At 35.4% G+C, this 23,513-nt stretch carries 20 protein-coding genes and 1 riboswitch; of the genes, 1 reads left to right on the forward strand and 19 read right to left on the reverse strand.

Features of this window, described 5'->3' with window-relative positions; translation table 11 throughout:
- Positions 1–184 precede the first annotated feature (184 nt).
- From D7004_RS03575 to D7004_RS03585, 3 genes are all read right to left on the reverse strand, one after another.
- Positions 185–2,074: a 7TM diverse intracellular signaling domain-containing protein gene (locus D7004_RS03575; RefSeq protein ID WP_123204496.1), complete on the reverse strand. Its 1,890-nt coding sequence runs from the start codon at positions 2,072–2,074 to the stop codon at positions 185–187.
- 214 nt (positions 2,075–2,288) lie between these two features.
- The gene (locus D7004_RS03580) at positions 2,289–3,722 is read right to left on the reverse strand and encodes a SusD/RagB family nutrient-binding outer membrane lipoprotein (RefSeq protein ID WP_123204497.1); all 1,434 of its coding nucleotides are present in this window, start codon (positions 3,720–3,722) and stop codon (positions 2,289–2,291) included.
- Between the two features lie 6 nt (positions 3,723–3,728).
- Positions 3,729–6,902, reverse strand: coding sequence for a SusC/RagA family TonB-linked outer membrane protein (locus tag D7004_RS03585; protein WP_123204498.1), 3,174 nt, complete (start codon positions 6,900–6,902; stop codon positions 3,729–3,731).
- A gap of 333 nt (positions 6,903–7,235) precedes the next feature.
- A riboswitch (SAM riboswitch) is annotated at positions 7,236–7,340 on the reverse strand.
- A 125-nt stretch (positions 7,341–7,465) separates the two neighbouring features.
- On the opposite strand from D7004_RS03585, the gene D7004_RS03590 reads away from it, so the two are divergent.
- Positions 7,466–8,746 carry a peroxiredoxin family protein gene (locus D7004_RS03590; RefSeq protein WP_167459398.1) on the forward strand — a complete coding sequence of 427 codons (1,281 nt, stop codon included), beginning with the start codon at positions 7,466–7,468 and terminating at the stop codon, positions 8,744–8,746.
- A gap of 129 nt (positions 8,747–8,875) precedes the next feature.
- On the opposite strand, the gene D7004_RS03595 is transcribed toward D7004_RS03590, so the two are convergent.
- The 16 genes from D7004_RS03595 to D7004_RS03675 all read right to left on the reverse strand — a co-directional run bounded on the left by D7004_RS03595 (position 8,876) and on the right by D7004_RS03675 (position 23,505).
- Complete coding sequence (locus D7004_RS03595) at positions 8,876–9,433, reverse strand: hypothetical protein (RefSeq protein WP_123204500.1); 558 nt, start codon at positions 9,431–9,433, stop codon at positions 8,876–8,878.
- Between the two features lie 27 nt (positions 9,434–9,460).
- The gene (locus D7004_RS03600; protein ID WP_123204501.1) at positions 9,461–9,997 is read right to left on the reverse strand and encodes a hypothetical protein; all 537 of its coding nucleotides are present in this window, start codon (positions 9,995–9,997) and stop codon (positions 9,461–9,463) included.
- A 162-nt stretch (positions 9,998–10,159) separates the two neighbouring features.
- A complete protein-coding gene (locus D7004_RS03605) occupies positions 10,160–10,708 on the reverse strand; it encodes a T6SS immunity protein Tdi1 domain-containing protein (RefSeq protein ID WP_123204502.1) in 549 nt (182 codons plus the stop codon).
- A gap of 6 nt (positions 10,709–10,714) precedes the next feature.
- Positions 10,715–11,155, reverse strand: a complete 441-nt coding sequence (locus D7004_RS03610) for an immunity protein YezG family protein (protein WP_123204503.1) — start codon at positions 11,153–11,155, stop codon at positions 10,715–10,717.
- Between the two features lie 11 nt (positions 11,156–11,166).
- Positions 11,167–12,000, reverse strand: coding sequence for a hypothetical protein (locus tag D7004_RS03615; protein ID WP_123204504.1), 834 nt, complete (start codon positions 11,998–12,000; stop codon positions 11,167–11,169).
- A 322-nt stretch (positions 12,001–12,322) separates the two neighbouring features.
- The gene (locus D7004_RS03620; protein WP_123204505.1) at positions 12,323–12,667 is read right to left on the reverse strand and encodes a hypothetical protein; all 345 of its coding nucleotides are present in this window, start codon (positions 12,665–12,667) and stop codon (positions 12,323–12,325) included.
- A 123-nt stretch (positions 12,668–12,790) separates the two neighbouring features.
- Positions 12,791–13,378: a hypothetical protein gene (locus D7004_RS03625; RefSeq protein ID WP_123204506.1), complete on the reverse strand. Its 588-nt coding sequence runs from the start codon at positions 13,376–13,378 to the stop codon at positions 12,791–12,793.
- Positions 13,379–14,509 (reverse strand): DUF4280 domain-containing protein, encoded by a 1,131-nt coding sequence (locus D7004_RS03630; protein WP_123204507.1) that lies wholly within the window; start codon positions 14,507–14,509, stop codon positions 13,379–13,381.
- Positions 14,506–15,441, reverse strand: a complete 936-nt coding sequence (locus D7004_RS03635; RefSeq protein ID WP_123204508.1) for a hypothetical protein — start codon at positions 15,439–15,441, stop codon at positions 14,506–14,508. Before D7004_RS03635 ends, D7004_RS03630 begins: the two co-directional genes overlap by 4 nt.
- 1 nt (position 15,442) lies before the next feature.
- Positions 15,443–17,248 carry a type VI secretion system Vgr family protein gene (locus D7004_RS03640; RefSeq protein ID WP_123204509.1) on the reverse strand — a complete coding sequence of 602 codons (1,806 nt, stop codon included), beginning with the start codon at positions 17,246–17,248 and terminating at the stop codon, positions 15,443–15,445.
- A gap of 7 nt (positions 17,249–17,255) precedes the next feature.
- Entirely contained in the window at positions 17,256–17,837 is a 582-nt protein-coding gene (locus D7004_RS03645; protein ID WP_148042742.1) for a hypothetical protein, read from the reverse strand.
- A gap of 3 nt (positions 17,838–17,840) precedes the next feature.
- A complete protein-coding gene (locus D7004_RS03650; protein WP_148042743.1) occupies positions 17,841–18,644 on the reverse strand; it encodes a hypothetical protein in 804 nt (267 codons plus the stop codon).
- A gap of 166 nt (positions 18,645–18,810) precedes the next feature.
- Positions 18,811–19,206, reverse strand: a complete 396-nt coding sequence (tssD, locus tag D7004_RS03655; RefSeq protein WP_123204512.1) for a type VI secretion system tube protein TssD — start codon at positions 19,204–19,206, stop codon at positions 18,811–18,813.
- A gap of 87 nt (positions 19,207–19,293) precedes the next feature.
- The gene (gene tssD, locus D7004_RS03660) at positions 19,294–19,689 is read right to left on the reverse strand and encodes a type VI secretion system tube protein TssD (RefSeq protein ID WP_123204513.1); all 396 of its coding nucleotides are present in this window, start codon (positions 19,687–19,689) and stop codon (positions 19,294–19,296) included.
- Between the two features lie 1,728 nt (positions 19,690–21,417).
- A complete protein-coding gene (locus D7004_RS03670; RefSeq protein ID WP_123204515.1) occupies positions 21,418–21,990 on the reverse strand; it encodes an NAD(P)H-dependent oxidoreductase in 573 nt (190 codons plus the stop codon).
- 129 nt (positions 21,991–22,119) lie between these two features.
- Positions 22,120–23,505, reverse strand: a complete 1,386-nt coding sequence (locus tag D7004_RS03675) for a DUF5458 family protein (RefSeq protein WP_123204516.1) — start codon at positions 23,503–23,505, stop codon at positions 22,120–22,122.
- Positions 23,506–23,513 lie beyond the last annotated feature (8 nt).

The raw sequence follows: 23,513 nt of genomic DNA on the forward strand, positions 1-23,513 counted from the left end.
GAGCGATAAGGCTAACAAACTTATCTTATATTCAATAAACTGGAGATGCTGCCTTTTATATCATTTGTTTGATATGGCATTCAACCTTAAACCTGGGTATAAAAAGGATTTTCTTGAATTCTAATAATCAACTAATCAGTATTACAAACTAGATGTTTGATGTTTAAAATGTTAACCGAGAAGCTTACGCAACTGATGGATCCAGAAGAAGCTTTCCCCAATCTCCATCTGAATTTTTTTTAAGCAAAGCTTTTTTATCAAGCAAAAGCTTTTGCATTTTCGAATTATAGGTCCAGCAAGTGCTTTGACGAATGTTTAAAATCTCGGATAACTTATAGGAAGAGATGGTACCCTTAGAGGTGTAAATAAGGATAAACATATACAATGCCTTATTTATGGGAATCTTCGAATTTTGCAGGATGGTGTTGGCGATTGCAGATTCATCATAACCACACTTGGTACATCTTCTGCTGAATGCGGTTTGACCTGCAGAGTGTTGCGTGTTCTGACACCTTCTGCAGGCATATCCTTGACTCCATTTCAATTCGGAAAGGTATCTAAAACAACTATCCTTATCTGGATATATCCTGCTGAATTCTTCAAAATCCAAACCCTTTTGCATAACCCTTGCACGGGTAACTTTCTCTATATTAAGATGAAGTTCAGAAATATCTTTTTTCAGCAGGCGGTTCATCACCGAGATTTCTGCATTTTGTTTTTCGATGGTGAAAGTCTTCTGCTGAATTTCTTGTGTACGTTCATCAACAAGCACCTGCAATTGCTCATTTAGGTTTTGGTTTAAATCATCATTTATTCTAAGCTGTTCAATTATCCTTTTTTGTACTCTACTTTTTTTCTTTCGAAGTGTACGTATCGCATTACCTATTGCGAAGGAAACCAATATCATTTCAACAACAAAGCAGATACTTAGACTATAATAAGTAAGGGTACCATAAGGAATCCACTTTAAAAGGAGTAAGATTTTGAGTACAAAACCTGCAACCAGAAATCCATAACCAATTACTAAAAAGCTGGCCGGTTTATAGCCCGATGAGAGTACGGAAATTCCGGCGCTGAATGCAACCAGCAGCGGAATAAATTCGATGATTTTAAAATTAAATAATGGGGTATAAATCAGACAGGTGATAAAGAAAATACTTCTTAGAACAATAGTAAGTATCACTAACTTATAAAAAAATGGTGATTTTGACTTCAGATACAAAAAATTACTGGTAAATAATAACCCGAAAATGCTGCTTAAAAAAAGGGAAATGCCAAATCCATAAACATTGATATGAGGATTTGTTGGCCACAGGTATTGAAAAGCTATACCATCATTACACATTTCATACATACCGATACTTAAGTTATACAGCACATAAAACAAATACTGTTTTCCCTTTACGGCAAAGTACATTAGAAGGTTATACAGGCAAAATACCGCTATCATCCCATAAAAAAGTCCAAATAACAGATATTCCCCCAGCGCGTAGCTGACAAACCACCTAAGATCCCGCAAAACAATAATCGTGCTTACCGAATGCGGTGATTTGATCCGGAGGTAATATGTGAGGGTTTGATCAGTGTGGTTATTTAAATCATAAATAAAATTTTTGTGGTCGTATCCTCTTTTCGAGAAATTATAATTGGTCCCATAATAATTTGCTTTGTATTTGCCAGATCCATCAGGTGCAAATAATGTCAGTTCGCTTATCGACTGATCAAAAAACTCAAGTATCCATTGTTTTGAGCTCTCCTGATTATGCTTGATTTTAAATCGATACCAATAAGCTGACTGTGGGTTATCATTTTTAGGAATTCTAAGGGTATTTGAACGGAATTTATGCTGAAATTTTTCACTTAGTACTTGGCTAAAATTCAGGGTAGCTTTAGGGTCTTCCAAAACATCTATCTGACCGAACGATAGCATTTGATGCGGCGAGTCATTCTGAATTCGCACAGCTTGCTGCGCATGGGTCATTTGCCCGTAGCAAATTAACATCAACAAAATTAATGTACATTTAATTCCAGTATATTTTACACTATAAGCGTGAAAGAATGAAATAGGGTACATTAAATTTGGTTAAGATAACCCTAAAAGTATTAAAACATTACTTTATGTCCAAACTTTACTGTATTGAATTATTGGCCTTTAGTGGATTGTAATACTATGTTAGCTATAGGATTTAAAGGTAGATTTGTTAAAAGGCTTTATTTATAACATAGTTTTTAGCAAATAACTAAGCAGTTTTAACATTAAAAAACTGCTTAGTTATTCAAATTAATACCTAAAAAGTATCAAACCACAATTTTGTTGTAAGTAAATCAGCGCCCTGGCTAGCTACCGCATCTCTATAACTTTGTGCATTTAAAGATTGCTCAGTACCTGGATATATAAACCGGACCGGAATCTGACCATTCAATACTGTGTTTACAGAAACCGTTAACTTAGGATAATCCAATCTTCGTTGTTCAGTCCATGCTTCTAAACCCTGACCAAAAAGGCTAATCCATTTTTGCTCACTAATTGATTTTTTATAATTTGTTGCATCATACTGAACCGCTGACTGGGAAAGATAATTGGTTACCAGCGCATCTGAAATGCCGTATTGTTTTAAAGAAGCTGTTATCGCTTGCCTGTATAAAAGTGGGGCATCTTCAGTAGTCAATCCCCGGGCAGCCGCTTCTGCCCTATTAAACAATAGTTCGGCATAACTGTAAATCACAGCCGGCGATTGTGGAGCAAGAAAGTAAACGCCAGGTTTGGATGTTTTTGCAAAACCCAGGTTGCTGGCTTCCGAATTGGTTAATCCGTTAGGTACACCTACATATTCTTCCGGTGTGGCAGTTTGGGTTTTACTTGCAAAAATTGGCAAGCGTGGATCATTGAGCGTAAACAATTTGTCTACAATCGTTTTGCTAATGCGATAATCATCACGCGTATCAAACTGTGCGCTCACCGGATTTTGTTGAGGCGATATTTGATATATCAGTTGCGCTATATCGGTATTATCGCTAAAATAGGCATCACCATCAGCTTTTATTTCATCTAAAACCTGTTTAGCTTTTGCTGGCTCCTTATCGGCAATTCTTAAGGCAATTCTTAATCGCAAGGCATTAGCAAATTTTTTCCATCTGGTAATATTCCCATTGTAGATGATATCGCCTGCAATGCTCTTCCCTGCCGGATCCAGCGCATTTTTCGCAGCTTTTAAATCTTCCAACAAGCCAAAATATACATCTCTTTGTTTATCGTATTTTGGGGTAATAAATTCATTTAGTTTGCCGGCCTGGGTATATGGAATATCTCCATAAGCATCTGTAAGCAGCAGGAATGACCAAGATCTCAGCGTTAGCGCAACTCCTATGTAATTAGAATTTGAAGTGCTGTTACCAATCTCTATAATTTTATTAAACCCGTTAATACTTTGTGAATACAAGGTTGACCAAAGTGAGGTAAAACTACTGTTGGAGTAAATAAATCTATCTTCTTCGGTGTATTGAATTTTGGCCCATTGTTGGGCAAATAACAAACTGGAGTTCATGTTGTTGGTTGTACCCCAGTAGGCATCTGTCGTATTCTTTATTGCAGCTGTCAGCAAATAATCGGGCTGAGCATTTTCAGTTGCGTTCGGGTTGATGTTTACCTCATCAAGTTCTTTACTGCAAGAACCAGACAAAACGGCAAATAAAATCAGTATATAAATAAAATTATTTTTCATGTGTGATTAAAATTTAATGTTCAGGTTAATGCCAAAAGTTCGGGTTGTAGGATTTGAAAGGCTTTCCAGTCCTTGTCCATTGCCTGTATTAAAAGCCACTTCAGGATCTATATCTTCTACGTTACGGTGTAGTATGGCTAGGTTTCTTCCAACCAATGCAACAGAAACGCCTTGAAGTTTTAATTGACGAACCCAAGTGGAAGGCAGATTGTAGCTCAGCTTTACCTCGCGTAATTTTACGTAGGAGGCATCAAAAATATTAGCCTCATCAATGGTGCGAAAAGATTTGTAATAGGTTTGGGCAGAAAGTATTTTATCGTTCCGTTTTCCATCTGCTGTAACACCATCAAATATTATCCCATCATCATAAACCGTTACACCCTGCGGGGCGGCAGTTCCAGTAGAAAGCCTTACCGCACCATTGGCTTTTAAATTTCCTGGATAGTAATAAGATATGCCACCAAATTCTGCGGCTCTTCCTGGTAAGGTTGACGCCAAAACGCCTGTATATGTTCCGGTTGAATAGGTGCCATTGTAAATGGAACCGCCGAAGCTCGCATCGATTAAAACACCCAGGCTTACCCCTTTGTAGCTAAATGTGTTTGATATCCCTCCAATCCAATCAGGTGTATATTTGCCCAACACCCGTTTAGTCGGGTCAGTTTGGGGAGCGCCAGTTGCATTAACCACAATATTGCCACTGTTATCCCTTAAAAATGCATTTCCAAAAAGGGTTCCATAAGGTTGCCCAACTGCTGCGATAACCTGCGCAGAACTGGTAGCCACTACATAGTTTTGCAGCAAACCTGCTTTATCCAATTCTATAACCTTACTTCTGTTAGCCGCGTAGTTTACATCAATATCCCAGGTAAATTGCTTCTTAATTGGCGTTAAACCCAATTGAATTTCTATCCCTTTATTGTTGATTTTACCAGCATTAAGCAATTTAGAACGGAAACCCGTACTTTGGCTTACATCAACACTTAAAATCTGATCGTAACTATTGGTATTGTAAACACTCAGATCAAACCGAAGGCGTTTATTGAACAAAACCCCTTCTGCCCCCAATTCGGATGAAGTTGTTGTTTCGGGTTTTAAATCAGCATTTAAATCTGTTGTAGATGCAGTAAGTTGAGGATTGCTGCCAAATGGTGCGCTAAAGGAATAAGTATTGATTAACCGATAAGGGTCGGCATCTTTACCAACTTTAGACCAACCACCGCGGATTTTTGCATAATCTAACACTTCGCTTTTGATATCAAAAGCTTCAGTAAGCACGATACTGCCATTAAACGAAGGGTAAAAATATGATCTATTCTGTGCTGGCAACGTTGAAGACCAATCGTTACGGGCCGTAACATTTACAAACAGATAGTTTTTATATCCAAGTTGAGCGGAAGCGTATCCGCTGTAAGATTTTAATTTACTGTAATTGTTGGATGATGTAAGTGGATCTCTTGAATTGTTCAATGTGTACAACTTGGCCACAGCTAACCTTGGGGCACTCTGGTCATTTTGCTCTATATATCTCGAACGGATATTGCTTCCTAATAACGCTTCCAGACTAAAATCATCGTTTAATTGTTTGGTGTAACTTAGCGTTGCATCGGTATTATTTTCGTTTACTGTAAATGCACTTTCGGTATAGGAGCCGAATGGGGTGCCGTTAGTTCCATATGCAACTTTTATTTTACGGCGGTCGTTATAGTAATCTGTTCCCGAACGAAAATTGAAGTTCAGTCCATCAATAATTTTATAATTTAAGCCGATGCTCCCAATAAGCCTGTTCCTATTTTGCGAAACCGTATTTTCATAAGCTACCCAATACGGATTACTGTAATAACTATTGTTCCAATTAAAAGTGTTACCATTTTCATCAAGATAATTTTTGAGCTGATTGATGTCAACTTGTCGACCGAACCAGGTAAATTGCAGCATGGTACTTGTCGATCTCGATCCGCCTGTACCGGGCAGATTATCCGACCCAAGCTTGCTATAATTTGCATTTGCCGTAAGCGTTAATTTTGGAGTAACCCTTAACGTTGTGTTTAAAGCAAATGAATTTTTATCCTGCCCAGAATTTGGTACCACACCAACCTGTTTTAAGTTATTATAAGATAGCCTGTAATCAAACTTCTCACCTGCGTTTTCTATCGCAACGCCATTAGAAAGGGAGTAACCTGTTTGGAAAAAATCGCGAACATTATCTGGATTGGCTACAAAAGGTACAGCAACGCCTTTAGAAAAGAACTGTGGAATCAGCCGTCCATCCATCCTTGGACCCCAACTTTCATCTACTCCATCGTTTATACCTGCGCCCTTTCCATCCACATAACTAAACTTTCCTTCAGAGCCCTGACCGAAAACATCCTGATATTTCGGAAGCGTTAATAAACCTTCTATTACCGCATTGGAGTTAAAAGATACGCCGAGTCCTTTTTGGCTTTTACCAGATTTGGTTTTGATAATGATTACCCCGGCCGCTGCCCTGGAACCATACAAAGCCGCAGCATTTGGCCCTTTAAGTACGCTTATCGATTCGATATCGTTAGCGTTTATATCAGAAATTGTATTTGCGTAATCTCTTGCTCCTGCCGAATTGAGTTGGGAGTTATCTACCGGAATACCATCGACAACAAAAAGCGGTTGGTTATTGCCAGAAATTGAGGTTTCGCCACGGATAACCACCCTTGATGAACCCATATCGCCCTGGCTATTAGTCACACGAACACCAGCAACTTTACCAGCAAGCGCATTTACCAGATTGGTTTCTCTGGCTTCAGTTAAATTTTCTCCTTTTAATTCCTGAACGGCGTAACCTAGAGATTTCTTTTGTCGAGAAATGCCAAGCGCTGTAACCACAACTTCGTTTAAGGCATTATTTTGTTCGGTTAAAACAACCTCTACAATTTTATTGCTTTCTGATACCTCAACCTCTTTAGATGAGAATCCGATGTAAGAGAAAATCAAAATGCCTTTACCGTTAATGGCAATGTTAAAACTGCCTGCATTATTGGTAGTTACAGCCTGTTTTGTACCCTTTAATAATACAGAAACACCCGGGAGGGTTTCTCCTGTTGAACTTTTCACCGTACCCGTAATGGAAACGCTTTGAGCATCAACAAAAGCGGGGAGCAAAAGCAAAATTAAAATAATGAGTCGCTTAAAAATTTTGTACATAGAAATAAAAAATATTAGTTAAAAAATTTGTAAAAATTTGGGCAAAACAATCCCACAACGCCTTTTTTGGCGCATTTTACATTTAAAATTGAAGACTAGTTTTTAAAAATTCACAGCATCAATGATGCTTGTGATGGTTTATCCATACTAAATGAATGTATTAATGGATGGCTGATTTACAGCAATAGATAGAATTTGGCTCGTTAGATTTTTTCATATTATTTATTTTTAAAAGTTAAATATTCTATAAAATTGGATTTCACTAAACAAAAAAAGCACACCTGTAAATCAGGAGTGCTCTCATATATTATTTTAATAATTTCGCATTCAACTGACTTAACTACCCCAAATAATTTGGGATGGAATTAGCACCATATCTTTTAAAGACTGGTTGCTAAGGTTTCGCAGGGCCATTCCCTCCACCTTTCTTGATAAGTATTTCAAAACAACTGGCGCAAAGATAATATTTAAATTCAATAGTCTATTAATTCTATAGATTTTATTGAATTTATTTTTTTAAGGATGAAATGATAACTACCTTTGACATTCCCAAGAATACATCCATGAAAATCATTTCTATATCCTTACTAATTTTTGCATCACTTTTTAAACTTCAAGCCAGTGCCCAAGAAGCGAACTCAAAATCTAATGGTTCAAAGTCCACGATAAATGCTACAAGCAAATTTTCTGCTATTGGAAATTGGAGAGGTGTATTTTTAATTAAACCTTGTACAGAAGTTCCTTTCAATTTCGAGATAAAACAAAAAGATAATAAACCATTTTTATCATTTATTAATGCGGAAGAACATTTTGATGGTGGATGGGTGATTCAAAAAGATGATTCACTTTTGATTAAGCTTGACCAATTTGATAACGAACTTGCTTTTAAAGTTCAAAACGATTCACTAGTTGGGGTACTTAGAAAACAAAATAAAACGGGCAAACCAATATCCCTATCAGCAAATAGAAAAGATAATTACAGGTTTAAAGAAAGTGGCAAAACTCCTGCTGCAGATTTCTCTGGAAAATATGACATCACCTTTAAATCCAAAGAAGGAAAAGATGAACAAGCGGTTGGACTGTTCAAGCAAACAGGCAATAAATTAACCGGAACATTTTTACGTATAACTGGCGATTCCAGATATTTAGAAGGCATCGTAGACGGTCGAAATTTTTACCTATCGAGCTTTATTGGTTCTAATCCCTCCTATTATAAAGGTTCATTTGCAGATGACGGAACCATATCTGGAGCAATAATAAGTGCCAGAGGAAATACTGAATTTAACGGTAGTAAAAATAAAAATGCTGCACTACCTGATGCAACAAAACTTACCTTTTTAAAAGATGGATACCAAACATTGTCATTTTCACTTCCAGATGTTAATGGAAAAAAGATTTCGTTAACTGATGAGAAATACAAAAACAAGGTGGTGATATTAACCATTACCGGAACCTGGTGCCCAAACTGTGTAGATGAGGCTTCTTTTATTGCACCCTGGTATGAAAAAAATCGCGACCGTGGCATTGAAGTGATTGGCATACATTATGAAAGGCAGCTTGATTCGGCCTATGTTAGAAAGGCGCTTACAAGATTTCGGGAAAAGTTTAACATAAAGTACGACCAGGTTATTGCGGGTACACCAGATAAAACACAGGTTGCCAAATCGCTTCCAGGACTCAAGAACTTTATCTCCTTCCCTACCATGATAATTATTAACAAAAAAGGAGCGGTAGCACAAATCCATACCGGTTATAGCGGACCAGCAACCGGGAAATATTACACAGACTTTGTTGAATCCTTTAATAACGAGATTGACAAGCTAATGGAAACTGATTCTAAATAATTCAAGCGGTAAGCAAATCAGATAAAAACTTCTTTGTGTACAAAACATATAATTTATAGGATTAATGATGATTTGCGGTACAAAATGCAATTGGAATATGGTAGATGTTCTTTGAAAAAATAATTGATATTAATAGATAGCGATTAGAGCAATAAAAAGTGCATTAAAAAAATAAGAAGCTGAAATTATTTTTTGATGTGGTTGATTTATGTATTGGTAATCTCTGCCAAATTCTTTTGTACAGATTAAAAGGGTGAGTATTAATGGTAAGCAAATTATAAGAAGATAGTTGTTAATCAGATAGGATATCATCTCAAAAAATATTCGTAACCGCCCTGGCTTGTGATCTGCAATGCTGTAAAGTTGAAACTCATTTGACTTAGATTTGTTTTCAGAAACTACCATCCAAATCGAATTTGCCTTCTGAAGTTTTTCTAAATCAATAAAGCCATTTGATAGCGCTAGCGTTTTATAGGAGCGGGTAAAAACTTCTTGTTTATTTGTAGAGACCGTAAGCTTAAAACTAAATTTACCATAAGTACCGCTGCTTTTTTTATTGATTTGAACATCTGTGCTTTTAAAAGAAATGATTTTTAAATCAGCAAGTTTGATGGTCATTAATACTAAGAAAAAAATCCAGGTTACTGCTGTAAGTAGTGGAAATCTATAAGTTAATAAAGAGCTCATATATGTTTCTTTTTATTTTCATAGATATTATATGAATAGAATCTCAATACTTAATCTTACGATTACAAATAAAAAAAATTCTTTAGGAATAAAAATTGCAAACGGGGTAAACTTCAATACAATAAATAAACATAAAAATAGAATGGCAAAAATTATGATTGTTCGAGTAGAAGAACGGTAGGCGAATAAATCCCAACGAAGTTTTCCTATTTCTGGCTTATGATTCGCTATTCCAAAGGCAATCTTGTCACCATTGTCATTGTTATCCGTCGAAAGCTTTTCAACTGTGTAGAAGTAAACATTATCTCCTACTTTTGGTAAAAATTGCATCCACCACCTCACATTTGGTTTAAAAAAAGAAGTTGTTTGGATAATATTATTGTCTGAACATTTAACTTTCATACTGAGTTCACATCTATGATATCCTGTATTTTTTCTCACAAACATTACCTTGCCATATATCAATTGAGCGCTCGAATTTTTGTTTTCAATAAAGAATAAATAAAAATCTATTATTACCCAAAGAAACATACCTAGAATAATTATTATCTTGAATATCATCATATATAAGTTTCAATAAGATTGATTATTAGGGCATTATATTATTTCAACTTTTGAGTTATATTTCTTTAGGTATTCAATTTTACTCATATACTAACCTTAATTCCACCTATGATGAAGTACGGACTGAAAAATTATTTAACTGCTAAATTTTTGCTATTGTATTTATCCTAATGCTTGCGCCACTATTGAAATATATTCTTTAATCTTAACTTTTTTCAAATTCTCTGTTTTTTCTGCTCCACCCATACCAATTAAGGGCGTGTATCCATAACATTCATCTTTTGAAAGTTCGCCCAGTTTTTCTCGAGCTTTTAAATAGTTTTTATAAGGTGTTTTTTTATCTAAGAAACCACTATCGGTCATTTTTAGATCAAAAAAAACATTAGCTTTTGTTCCTACAACCTCTTGTTTAGTGAAATTTATATCAACATAAATTATACTATTATCTTCCCACAGGTACAAAGAACCAAAAGCATCTCTGGCGAAACAAACTGAAGGCGATGTTAAAGGCAAATAGATTTGATTTACTAAATCAGCATACTCAACCGGATTAACAACCCATAAAAAACCATTCATATAGCATCCTTCCCCTTGCTCAAGCAACTCATATAGTTCTGGAGTGAACGCACCTTTAACTTGTGCTAAATCATCGGAAGGGATTTCTTGCTTATTTTCTAAATTTCCGTAAGTTTCTATAAATTTTGTAAACATAAATATTTATACCTGTATTAATGGGGTTAACCAACTTGGTGTAGACGCTTCATCTCGGGGAAATTCCTGATTGTCTATTACATATTCTTCTTTATCTGGTTCCATTTCAAAGTTGGGTTTGTTGTCGTAGTCATAGTTAATTTCGAAATCTCCGTCTTCACTAATAACCAATTCAACATTATACCATGCTCCTTTATTTGGAGATAATTTGTACATCTCTTCCCTTAACTTTATGAAAAGATAATCTACTGTTTTTTCTTCCGGCGCATTCTCATAATTGGGATCAAATGATTTTCCCTTAACATCATTTATATAATAGGTTGCCGTTAGCTCCACATAAGTAGATAAGATGGATGTTTGAACGATAACTTTATTCCAATTATCAACGGGTACGTTATCAAATACGGTTTGCGCAATTTCTTCTACTAGATTATTAATTATTTCCATAGCTGTTTTTATCAATATTCACCATCTAAGAAAGTAGATTTATTCCATCCATCTATCCAATAATCGGCAATGATAGAAAAACGTTCGTCGTTAGTCTTTTGTTTAAGCTGTTCTAAGCCATTTGCAACATCTTTTAACAACCAACCTTTACTATTAAGTGTAAGCCAAGCTTCTTTTAATTTGTTATTGCTTAAGTAAGTATCAAATAAATTCTTTTTATTTTCATTTCCTTTTAACCAAGGAGATAACTCCTCTATTTTACTCAGCTTTTCAATTGGGGCTATTTCTAACTGAGATGCATTTTGTAGATATATACTTCTATTCAATATGTAAATTGATGAAGGAAAATCACCATTATATTCTTCAAGTTCTTTAACATATTTAAACGGTCTATTTTCTTTAAAATATACCAAATGTTTAAATTCTTGTGGTTCATCTCCAAAGTCTAATGTGAACTGATCTATTTCCTCATATTTTTCGAGTCCTATCTTTTTGCAAAAGTCAATAATCTCTTCGGTTAAGCCATCCTTAGTAATTATCATTCTTAATACTATGAGAGTAATAAACTGATCAGCATGTCTTGCTATTTCAGAAATGTAGCCATGTTCTAGAAAATATTCTACAAGAGTTAATTTCCTATCGCAAAAAAAATGATTGATGATGCCTTTGTAGGAAGCTCCATGACCTAGGAAAAGAGGAATCAAACAGGGAGGGTGCGGATACCAGTAGTCAGTTACAGGATTAAAATCATCTATATAGTTAGGTAATAAAATTTCTTTTTTCATCAATTTTATTATCCTGCTATCTACGTTTAGGTTTTCAGCAATTTTATATTGATTAGCCATTGTTGATAAAGTTAATTATATTATAGAAATCAATCAACTTGTTTCTGCCAGGAGGTTCTGATAAATCATAAGCAGGAGGATTTAAAGAATACGGAACACAGGTTTTGGATTTTCTCTCGTGCCATATTTATAATCAGTCTAATCATCCGTTAGTAGAATACCACCTATCAATTTGGCGATTTATTTCTATTAACTGCTTTAAAATGCAAATACATTGGTATGTTTGAGAACCTTGAAACAAGAGGCTCAGTTTCTTTATTTAGTTCATTAATCAATTCGCGATATGCCGTTTTTGTTTTGGTTTAAAGGAAAGAAAAGCTGCTTATAAATTCCAAACACTCTCTAGGTATAAAATAAAACGCATAGGTTGAAATTCTCCAAAAGAAAATAGATATAGTCTGTTTTGAACTATTAAATAATAAACTTCAAGGTTTTGCTCTGTGTAAAAATTTTGTATCAGAGCACCTTCTTTATGAAGCTTTTCAGCTTTAATAATTGTGTCAAAATCATCAGTATTAAAATTATCTTTTAAAAGGTTTCTCAATGGATTATCAAGAAAATCTGAAATCTTAAAAGTTAAGCTTGGTATATCGAAAGTTATTTTACCTAGTACTGATTCATCCCCATCAAAAAGCTTCTTCTTAATTGTTGTGTTGTCTTTTGTCACTTTAATCTAACGGTTTATTATCCTTTTTAAATCAATACAGATTATTTGTAAATAAAATCACTCGTAAAACAACTACTGCTCCAATAATGAAGCCTAAAACACCGCCCATGTTTTTTAACCACGTCATTTACCTCTCCCAAACCGTTTTTTAAATTCTTCTTTGGGCATAATGTAGGTTAGATATTGCTCAACATTATATTTAAACTGGTTATCGGTAATGTCAACATTCCAGCCATCCTCGGGTCCTCTATTTCTGCTAACCGAATCAGGTAGGTCCTCTCTTACCCGAAACACTGGTATAGGATTTTCTTTTGTGCCATATATGGAATTATTCAAATCATCTTTGTTCAAATAAATAATTATTTTTTTATCATGCAGTACCGTTGTAAACTTTGAAGCTTCAAAGTCTGGATAATTAAAGAAAGTAATCTGACAATTTTTCTTAATAATTGAATCAAAAAATTTTATTTTATATATAGTTTCAGATGGACTCAATAAGGATGTTGTATAGTGATCATATGATAACTTATAATCGGAATAGTTCGGAAACTTAGTACTTACCTGATCACAACTTTCTAAATATTTTTTAACATACTTTTTTCCATTATTTTCTTTGGATTTAAACAAAATGTTAACTCCGTAAATTATAAATGGAAATATAACTAGTACACCAATAGCCCAGCCAAGTGCTTGAGAAATTTGTCTATTCATTTATTTAGGATTATTTGAAACTACACCAATGTTATTATTAATATCTTGATTATTCGAGTTGTCAGATTCTATAAAAGAATTCTTAGCTTTTGCCAACTCATAACTATCAGATCCTCTATCAATCAGATAATTTGCTATTGCTCCTGCAACACCTTTAGCTAAACCTTTCCAAAACTCAGGACCTATAAATGCCGTTCTAGTACTTGGATACATTCTTGACAAACGCATTGCGGTTAGTTCAGCAGCTTCTGCACCGGCTACATTTCCTTCTGCCCTCAACAAAGCTGCTTGTAGATTATGTTCAGCAATTTCTTTAGTAATAGCCTTATTTTCAATAGTTAGATTTACTCCGCTTTCAACCATTGCGCCACTTACACCTAAAGGTTGATTTACCATACCTTCAGTCTTTGCTGCATCTCCTACATCGCTCCATCGCCAAATAGGAAGATTTTTCTTAGCCGCTTCTTCTTTAGTATTTTCGCCGTCCACATAACCATAAACGGCAATGGGTGCAGCAACCAGTAAGCCAATTGGCGTAAAAGCAGTTGCCGCAGTAATTACCCCAATTACTGCTTGAGAAGCTAAATGGGCATTAATCTCAGCATTGTTATTGCTCGTAATTTCTTTTGCTGCAGCCATTGCTATAACAGGATCTATTATAATTGAAACTACACCTCCTTTTGGACAATTCATTAATGACTGACTAAGCAGCGCCTTCTCTTTATCTAATTTAACTGCACCATGCGGCAGCATCCATTGCCCTTCTAAAGTGGCATCGCAATCATGTGCACGTTTATATAGGCCGGTAACCCCAGCACCAATGCTAGTAGCTGCTGCAGCAAGCATAACACCGGCTGCAACTAATGCAAGACCTCCTGTCGCAACAGTTGCCACGGCTAAGCCAGCTACAGCAATTACTGCAGTTAGAATTTGAAGCCCCCCCCAAAATTTACTGGCAACTTTACAAGAAAAAGTATCGCTTATCTTGCGATCGTTAATATTTAAAAGTGGTGCTTTTTTACCTGCTAAAATTACAGTTGATACTCTACTGATTCCGATTTGGAGTGGCTTCCCATTAGTCATATTTGTACATATGACATTTGCGCCTTCATGTACATAAGAATAACTCATTCTATCCTCCTTAATTTGTAATCTACAATTACTTCGACATTATTTTTAACCTCTTCCATTATGAATACATCTGTTTCTTCAATTAACGATAATTCGGTATTAATTATCTGCCTTACTTGATATTGAAAATCATAACTAGAAAACTTATACCCAACAATAGGCTGAAATTTTTGATCATATTTCTTTTTTATAGTGCTAATATCTACCTCATTAACATCAATTTTGCTTTGTTTTTTAAGCTCTACAAATAAAGGTTTCTCAAAAACTATTTCTGAAGAAATGTGTAAAGGAACAGAAATACCTTCAAAAAGCTGTGAATTATATCCTAGTGTAAACGGCTTGTAAACTTCTGACAAGTTGACAAGATATCGATCAAAAAAAAGATCAAAGAACAATTTGGTATGTATATCCTCAATTAGAATTTTTTCATCCTTAATTTGAGCCTCAGCTAGATAAATAAATTTCTTAAGCTCAATTTCTGCACCACTTGACCTCAAGAATGAATATCTTTCTTTTAAAAGTGCTTTAAAATTCTCCCAACTATTTAGAACTTCGCTGTAATTAAGTATTTTCTTTATTTTGCCTGTTTCCTGGTCAACAAGCACTTTCACATTACATTTAATTAGGTCTAATGAAGAAAATAAATCCATTGCCTCCGATAAATGAGTTGGATTTATTTTAATAATATTATCTACCAAAGAAACTTCTACGATTAGACTTCCATTGTCAATTATATTTTTAATATGAAATTCTCTTTTTGTGGTTGCATGATTAGTAATGACATTATTCAACTTAGTTGCAACTGTTTGCTCACAGCGATATTTTAATAAAACAGGTTCTGATATTTTAGGTTCAGCCTTTTTATTAAGTTTTGTTTTGTGATCATCAACAATGTTTACCTGCTCCTCCTCAAAAAATTTAAATCTGCTCATATTAATTTATATCTACTTGACTTCCATTGATTGTTTGTACACCATCCGATTTTGAAAGAATAGTTGTGCCACTTGTTACGGATATTCCTTCGGTTACAGCTTCTTTTTTTGTTTTTCCATCGAAACTATAATTTGTATAACCCGATTTACCCACGAATACACTAATTCCTGATTTATCTCCCCAATTAATATTAACAGCACTCTTCCCTTGAATATTAATGATCTCGCCAATAATATCAATCGTCCCATCCTTTTTCATAGTAATGCTGCTCAGCCCGGTTTTAATTACAATGGTTTCTGCAGATTCTGCAGTAATTAATCCTGGACCATTCTCTATTTTCACGAAATTTTTCGCGTTTGTTCCGAGATTTAACGCATGGTTTAAATCGTCAAAAGTTAGGCAGCTTCCCTTTCTAGAGGTCATTCCTTTAGTATTGCTATTCTTAAACCCACTACTGTCGCCACTTCCCCCATGGTAAACGCTTCCCATAACAACCGGCCTGGCCACATTTCCTTCTTCAAACCCAATTACAACCTGGTCGCCTTTTTCGGGAATAACATGAAAACCTCTATTTTTTCCGGTATCACCACTACCCGCATTCGGGCTGATAACCCTTAACCATTCTGTTGGGTCATTGGTTTGGCAGTTCCATTTAAATTTTACCTTAATTCGCCCCTGCCCTTTTGGGTCATCGTTATCCAACACGTCTGCCAGTTGCATATCTGGCGATGGTTTTTCAAAGTTCGTTACCAACAATCGCTCGGTGGTAGAAACCAGTCCCTCGAAAGTATTATGGTATTTGCCTGTCCCATCAATATGGTGAGAAATTTGAGTAATTAAAAATTTGCCTAAACTCTCCGTTACGAAAGCGATTTCCTGGCGTAAACTCATTGTTACCTCGGCTATGGTACCAATACCAAGTCCTGCATTGTCTCCGCTACCATTGATTTTTAAAAGTTCGCTAACATGTGCTTTTTCTTCATTCTCTACATGACTTTTAATATCACTATCTGTATCCACACGAATTAATGATGGCTGATTAAAAGTTTTGCTATACATCTTATTAGATGCTTCTATAGCATGTGCCAAATCGGGGTGTCCGTCAGGCTTGCCGGTACTTTCACTTTGTAAAATCTGATCCTTTTCGGGATGGTAAGCGAAGCGTCTGTTTTTAATCGGCGCAACTTCCATCGAATATTGAAGATTGTGGACATCTCTACCATAAAAAAGAGATACTTGTTTTTGTTCATCTGGCTTACCAAAATTAAGTTGTGCACCATCATAAAAGAACCACTCGTAGTACTCGCCCGACAAACGGTTAAGAAATTCAAAATCACTTTCACGATATTGAATTACATAATCTATAGGTTCGGTACGTGCAGCTTTTGTTACAATCTTCAAATCATTTGATGGAGTATCTTTCGTAGCGAGTTTAACGATATCATTTAAATCTTTATCTAAATACGAACCTAAATCTGCGCCTCTATCTATCAATATCGTTGGGCTGTAACCGCTAACTATTAATATTCCATGGTAACCATGGCTTTGTGCAAGCTCTACTTTGGTTACCAATCCGGAGAAGGTTTGTAAGCTCCCCATGGTATGACCAAAAGAAATGGTTAAAGTTTTACCAACAAAATCTCGGCTATCATCTAAGGTTATCATGCCAGGAGCACCCATTTGATCGTGGTTAAACCTCAATTCAAAATAATGGTGATCGTTAAAAGACTGTTGTAAACTAAAAGAAGAATAATGTAAAATACTTTTACCTTCAATATTTATTTCTGTAATTAATTTCTTTTCCATAACAACGTTATTTGATTGGCCATTTGCTGTACATTGCTATTGCCTTATATTTGCCTTTAATTTTTCCAAATACAAAGCCAAAAAAGCTTTCTGCATTTGTTCCTTTCTCTGGGTACTGGAAATAAACTTCATATAGATGACTTCCTTTGTCGGTTAGCTTTGCCAATTTGCGGTAATATGGGTCATCTGTCTTTTCGTCAATTTCTGATAACTGTTCTTCAGTTTGCTTAGGCATTAAACGCAGAATATCAGTATTGAAAACATCACTTTTATATTGATTGTATTCAGATTGAGCGATGGGATCCACGGCAGCTTCTCCGCTACTATTTTCTTCTGAAGCCTTAGCCGTAAAAAAAGGAAAATTTAAAAAGGCCGAAGATGCATCCAGGTTTTTATTTTTCAGCTGTATTTTTAATTGTTGCAACACTTGACGAAAAGCCTTTTCATCATTTGTATTAGATGCTTGTTCAACAGGAACAGATTTCTGAGATGAATCCGGTACATGGTATTCCTCTGAAGCGTTGCCACGACAAGACAAGCAGATAATAAAGAGAAATAGAACTCCTGAAATTTTATTCAACTTCTTCATTATTTAGTGTCTTGGAATTGAAATTAAAGTACGTTCTTCCATCCTTTTCAGAATTACAGCAGCACCCATTTGCTTAGAAACCGCTTTAGAATCAAATTTACCATCTGATACATATTTTCCTTTTGAGTATTGATTTGAATAGCTCCAAAGGTAAGGCGAGTTAATTTGATGATACTTAAAATAACCGAAGCCGTTATAAGCCTCAAGTTTTCTTAATACCGTGGGTAGATTCCAATTTGAAATCTCATTAAACTTCATCAATTTCAATGCATCAACGGCACTTTCTTCAAAGGTAAATGGCGGTGGATGCCCAACTTTAGGCCGGTTTGCCGGTACTTTTACAGTATAATTGGTTAGAGGATCTCCGTTATGTAAATGCTTTTTGAAACTAAAACTACATTCCAAATAATGTGCACATGCAATAAAATACCAAGGTATTTGATTTCCTGCAACTATAAAATCATTTATAGATGTTTCGAATGGATTCTTAAACTGAAACGGACTTTTATTTATCGGAAACGAAAAGGGATCATTAGAGAAATTCATGGTAAGTGGGCGGGTGTTTAATGCAAACCCCGGAGCAAAACCATAAAAACTATTTGCTGTGGTGGAAGGATTTCTGCCTGCAACCAAGTCTGAAATATCAGTGTATTTGCTTTTATTTGGATTAATCTGGTCATCAATTGTTTTATCAATCGCTCCAAGAAAGTCCTTATCAATAACGCAGTCATTAAATAATTTAATGTATTCTAAATCTGTTGGCTGCGATGGCTTGATGATTTTTGCAACTGATTTCTTTTTTTTCATTATTAAAAAGGCTGAAGGAGAAGCAATGCCAAACGTTATATAAGCAATACCCAAAACCTTTGGAATGTACTATCATCCTTTAGAAAAAGGATAGTTGAGCAACGTTAGTATAATAATATTTTGTGTTAAAAAACGGTCGGAATGCATTCCGACCGTTAAATATAAATTAGCTCTTTGGCCAATCATTTTCATGAACAGCATTCCCTAATTTTAGGGAGCGTGCTGAAACTACAAAACTCAATGTCATTGGGGTATTATCATTCACAGCTATGCCTTCATTATATTGAATGATGTATCCATCTTCGAAAGTAAGCTCTTTCATTTTAGCGTCTTCTTCGCCTTTTTTGAATATGATACTACCAGATTGAGGTTTATATTGGTTGTTCACCATTGATTCTATCACCGAAGTATCTTCAGTAGATTCGATTTCGATATTAATTGTACCACCATAAACACCTGAAGACGGACGACCTTTTGCGTCAACATCACGGTTTAAGGAAAAACTGCACTGAAGGACATCAAACTCTTTTGAGCCTAAAGTTAAACGGGATTTAAATGCCATTTTGAAATAAATTTAAATGTTTTAAGATGAATTGATTTACAAATCCTACACGGGCTAAACACCTCACATAGAAATTTTCATAAAAGACTATGCCTTCGGCCAGTCGTTCACTTGCTCAGCATTTCCGATTTTAAGTTTTCGAGCTGAAATTTGGAATTTTAGTGTCATTGGATGATCACCAACGATGTTAATTCCTTCGTAATATTTGACGATGTAGCCATCTTCAAAATCAAGTTCCTTCATCTTTGCATCTTCTTCTGTTTTTTTAATCAGAAGACTGCCCGCGATAGGCTTGTACTGATTGTTCACCATAGCCTCGATGATGGATGTATCTTCTGTTGATTCCAGCTCAACATCAATAGTACCACCATAAACCCCAGATGAGGGTCTGCCTTTGGCATCTACGTCGCGATTTAGCGAATAGGCACAATGGAGCACATCGTACTCCTTGCCTGAAAAATTTAATCTAGCTTTGAAAGCCATAGTTTTAAAATTTAAAGGTTAAAAATTGTTTCGGGTAGCATCTCGCTACAATTTTAGTTGTCCAAATATCAAGCCAAAGCGCTGAATATGAACAGGAACGTTGCTAGTCTGAATACAAAATTATTCTGTATTTCAGCTTAGAACGGGTTTACGAAATGAAAAATAAAATAAAATAATTCACAACCTGAGGTTGTAATATAAAAATGACACTTGATTGTAGAAATATGCTACAAATTGTAGTGAAATTGGACAATCCTTATCACCAAAAATAGGACAACCATGTATTGAAACAGAAGCATGTTATTAGCTGAATTTATTTCAGCATCTTTCCTGCAAATAAGACCCTGAAATAAATTCAGGGTGACGTTAACTAGAAAAAGCAGATTATTAATAAGTTGCTGCATATCTCCGTATTGCTTGTACAACACGTCTTGCTGAATTTATTTAACATCTTTCCTACAAAAAAAGAGGCTGTATCATAAATCAATTTATCCTTGAATCTTGTCACGTTGAGCTTGTCGAAACGCCACAAAAGGCAGTTTTGTAAGTCCTTCGACAGGCTCAGGATGACATTTCGTATTTATGATACAGCCTCGACGTTGAATAAAAAAGCTGCTTTAAAACACTTTTGAATACTATTCTCCAAATTATGGGAAATATTAAAGCGGTAGTGCAAACACCATATTCCGTGAATTCTGTGGCAATCTTAAAAAGCTACGTTCGATTTTTGAACTTACTAAATTGGTGTTTATCGCCTTATTGCTTATACAACACGTCTTGCTTAATTTATTTCAGCATCTTTCCTGTAAATAAGACCCTGAAATAAATTCAGGGTGACGTTAACTAGAAAAAGCAGATTATTAATAAGTTGCTGCTTATCTCCGTATTGATTGTACAACACGTCTTACTGAATTTAGTTTAGCATCTTTCCTGCAAATAAGGAGGCTGTATCAAATAGAAAAATTGTTATGGTGAAACGGAATAAAATTTTGTTATAACAGCTACTTCTTAAACCTCTCCTTAGAAATTTTGTGGTTTTTGAGTTGGCATCGCATCCCTCTCCTAGAAAAGCTGCATTGTAATCACAAATATTCTCTTTAAATAAGGATTTATCTTTCTGCTCATGCCGCAGGGGCACAAACTTTTGAGGCATCAAAAGTTTGCAAAAATGCATGTCAATCCAGCAAGGTGGCTCCGCACAATCCAACACTCATCAAAAAAACAGAGGCACTTTGTTTTGTTCGCCCTGCTAACTGAAAGTTTTGTGGCGTATTTTCACAAAACCACTGCGTTTTAGGTTTGGTAGTGCTGTTTGATCTTTAATGCACCTGTTTTTTTGATTTCCCTGCCACCTGGGATTGACGGCGTTCTTCGGTAAGACCTTTTATTAATGTAAGGAAGTCAAGCAAATCGTTCAAAAACTCCCAATAAAAATTTGATACTCAGTAGCCTTGAAGAGAGCGAAACGAACGACAGTTATTTGAACTTTGGGTTTCTCTCACAGGTCATTAAATCCCTCTCTTCAAGGAGAGGGATAGCACAACAATAGCCAAAGGAAAAACTTTAACAGGGTGAGGCAAAATCAATTGCTGAATTTATTTCAGCATCTTTCCTCCAAATAACACCCTGAAATAAATTCAGGGTGATGTTTAAAAAAAAAGCAGCTTTTTAATAATATGAAGGAAAACTAATAAACGAACTGAGGATATTAATTTGTAAGCATTAATCTTATATCAGTTGTACACCAAATTTTTCCATCTTGGAAGCCCACTTTTGGCTATAATGGTTATCGAAGGAATGTAGTTCTCCTATGGTATTGGTAAGTACCGGCGTAATGCGTCGTTTTTCAAAAATATTTTTTTTTATGGAGAGATAGGTTGTCCGCTTATTTAATTTCCATTCTTTGAAAGTAGATTCGTCTAGAATTGAAACGATCCGCCCAGATTTGCCTTGAAAGTTATTATCAAAATTAAGTTTATTTTCTTTGAACAATTGGTCAGGGATAAACAGCCTATCGAAAAAGCCTTTGATTTTTGCCGGAATGTGATCTACATACACCGGGCAAAACAAAACAATGTGATTGCTTTTATGAATGGCTTGAAGAGCTTTTTCCAAATCGGGTTCAAGTTCTGCAATTTGCCTGTTACTAAAAAGTTTATTGGAATTGAATATTAAATCTGTAATGGCAATTACTTTGACCATAGCACCGGCAGACTCGGCGCCCTTTTTATAAGCCTGCAGCAAAAATTCTGTCGATATCGTCTTTTCTATATCCCCATTAAGGATAACTACTTGCTTCATTTGTGTGTTTTTAGCTATGGAGGCGAGTGTTAAGTTACAAAATTATAAAGTTTTTGTTAAACGAAACCATGAACCAAAAAAAAACCAGCCTTTAGGGGCTGGTTTCGTTCTAATAAAATTTACAATTTGTTATTGTTGTGCATACTCTGATGCCCATGTTGTACTTTCATCCTCACCTTTCTGACCATCCAATTTAACAACAAAACTTTTCGCTGGAAAATACGGTGTGATGTGAATGTCCAAATGAATACGGTCTTTTTGCTGCTCATCTCTTTCGAAACGCATAATTTTAAAGCGTTCAATCAGCCTGTCTGCACCTTGAATTCCATCCAGGAATTTCACAATTTGTGCTCTTAAATCCTGCTCAGTTTTAGATGTCCAGTTTTCAAAAGCCCTTCTGTTTAAAAAGTCAAATAAAACTTTAGTTATGTAATCAAAAACACGCACAACAGAATACGTTTGCAAACCAATGTTATCACCATTAAACAAAGTTTTAGCAGAAAATGCCATCACTTTTCCATATTCATTTACCATAGGCACCAAACCAACTCTTTCCAGGTGGGAAATTTCACTTTTTTTCAAATCAAATTTTACCCCATCTACCTCGTTGATGGCACCATGTTTTTTACCTGCTGTTACTTGCGACATTAATGTATAATACATTTTCCCAGCAAGAGCAGCCGAACCCGGTACGGTTAAATCATCCTCTTCACCTACTTCAGCAACCTTTCCTCTTCCCACTAACCAATTACAAGTCATGATCACATTTGAACGGAAGGCATCTGCACCGGTTAAATTTGCTGCAGTAAACAAATCGATTACGTCATCAGGCTGATCTAAATCTGCAAAATCGGTTACTAGCATCGCTTTATTATTATAAGCAATTTTACCCCAGCGCTCTACCACTTTATTTGATCCCATATAACCGGGAACAACCATAATAGAATAATTTTGTCTTAGATCAAGTCTGTCGTAATTTTGCTTCAACTCATCATCTACATAATCGATAAAACGTGGATTATCCAGATCTTTAATCTGATCCATCGATGCGTTAAGCAATACTACATTTTTAAGTTTATCTGCCTCAGTATTTTTGTAAAACAAATGAACTGAACGGTAAGCTTGTTCTAGCGCACGTGTTTCTTCAAGTACGGTTGCAATGTTTTTTCCTAGATTTTCTTCTGCTGCATTAAGCTTTTGTGTGCTTTGCTCTACCATATCGGCTACCGATTCGGAAGATTCCAATACATCAATCCAGAGTTGAATTTTCTTTTTAAGTTCTTCACGCTCCTTTTTTTTCTCATCACCAGTCAGAAATATCTGTTTTCTGGCTTTTCTATCCGGATTTAAGTTTTGAAGACCTTCTACTGTAGCTTCAAGCAAATCAAAACCTCCCACACGAGCAAGTTTTTCAAGGTTATCTTGAAGCGATTTTTTTTCGGTTTTCTGAGGTTCGTTTTTGAAACCAGACTCAGAATTATGTTGATTTACCTGATTTTGTTGAGGAGTTGCCATGTTTTAGA

Source organism: Pedobacter jejuensis, assembly GCF_003725795.1.
Taxonomy (GTDB): domain Bacteria; phylum Bacteroidota; class Bacteroidia; order Sphingobacteriales; family Sphingobacteriaceae; genus Pedobacter; species Pedobacter jejuensis.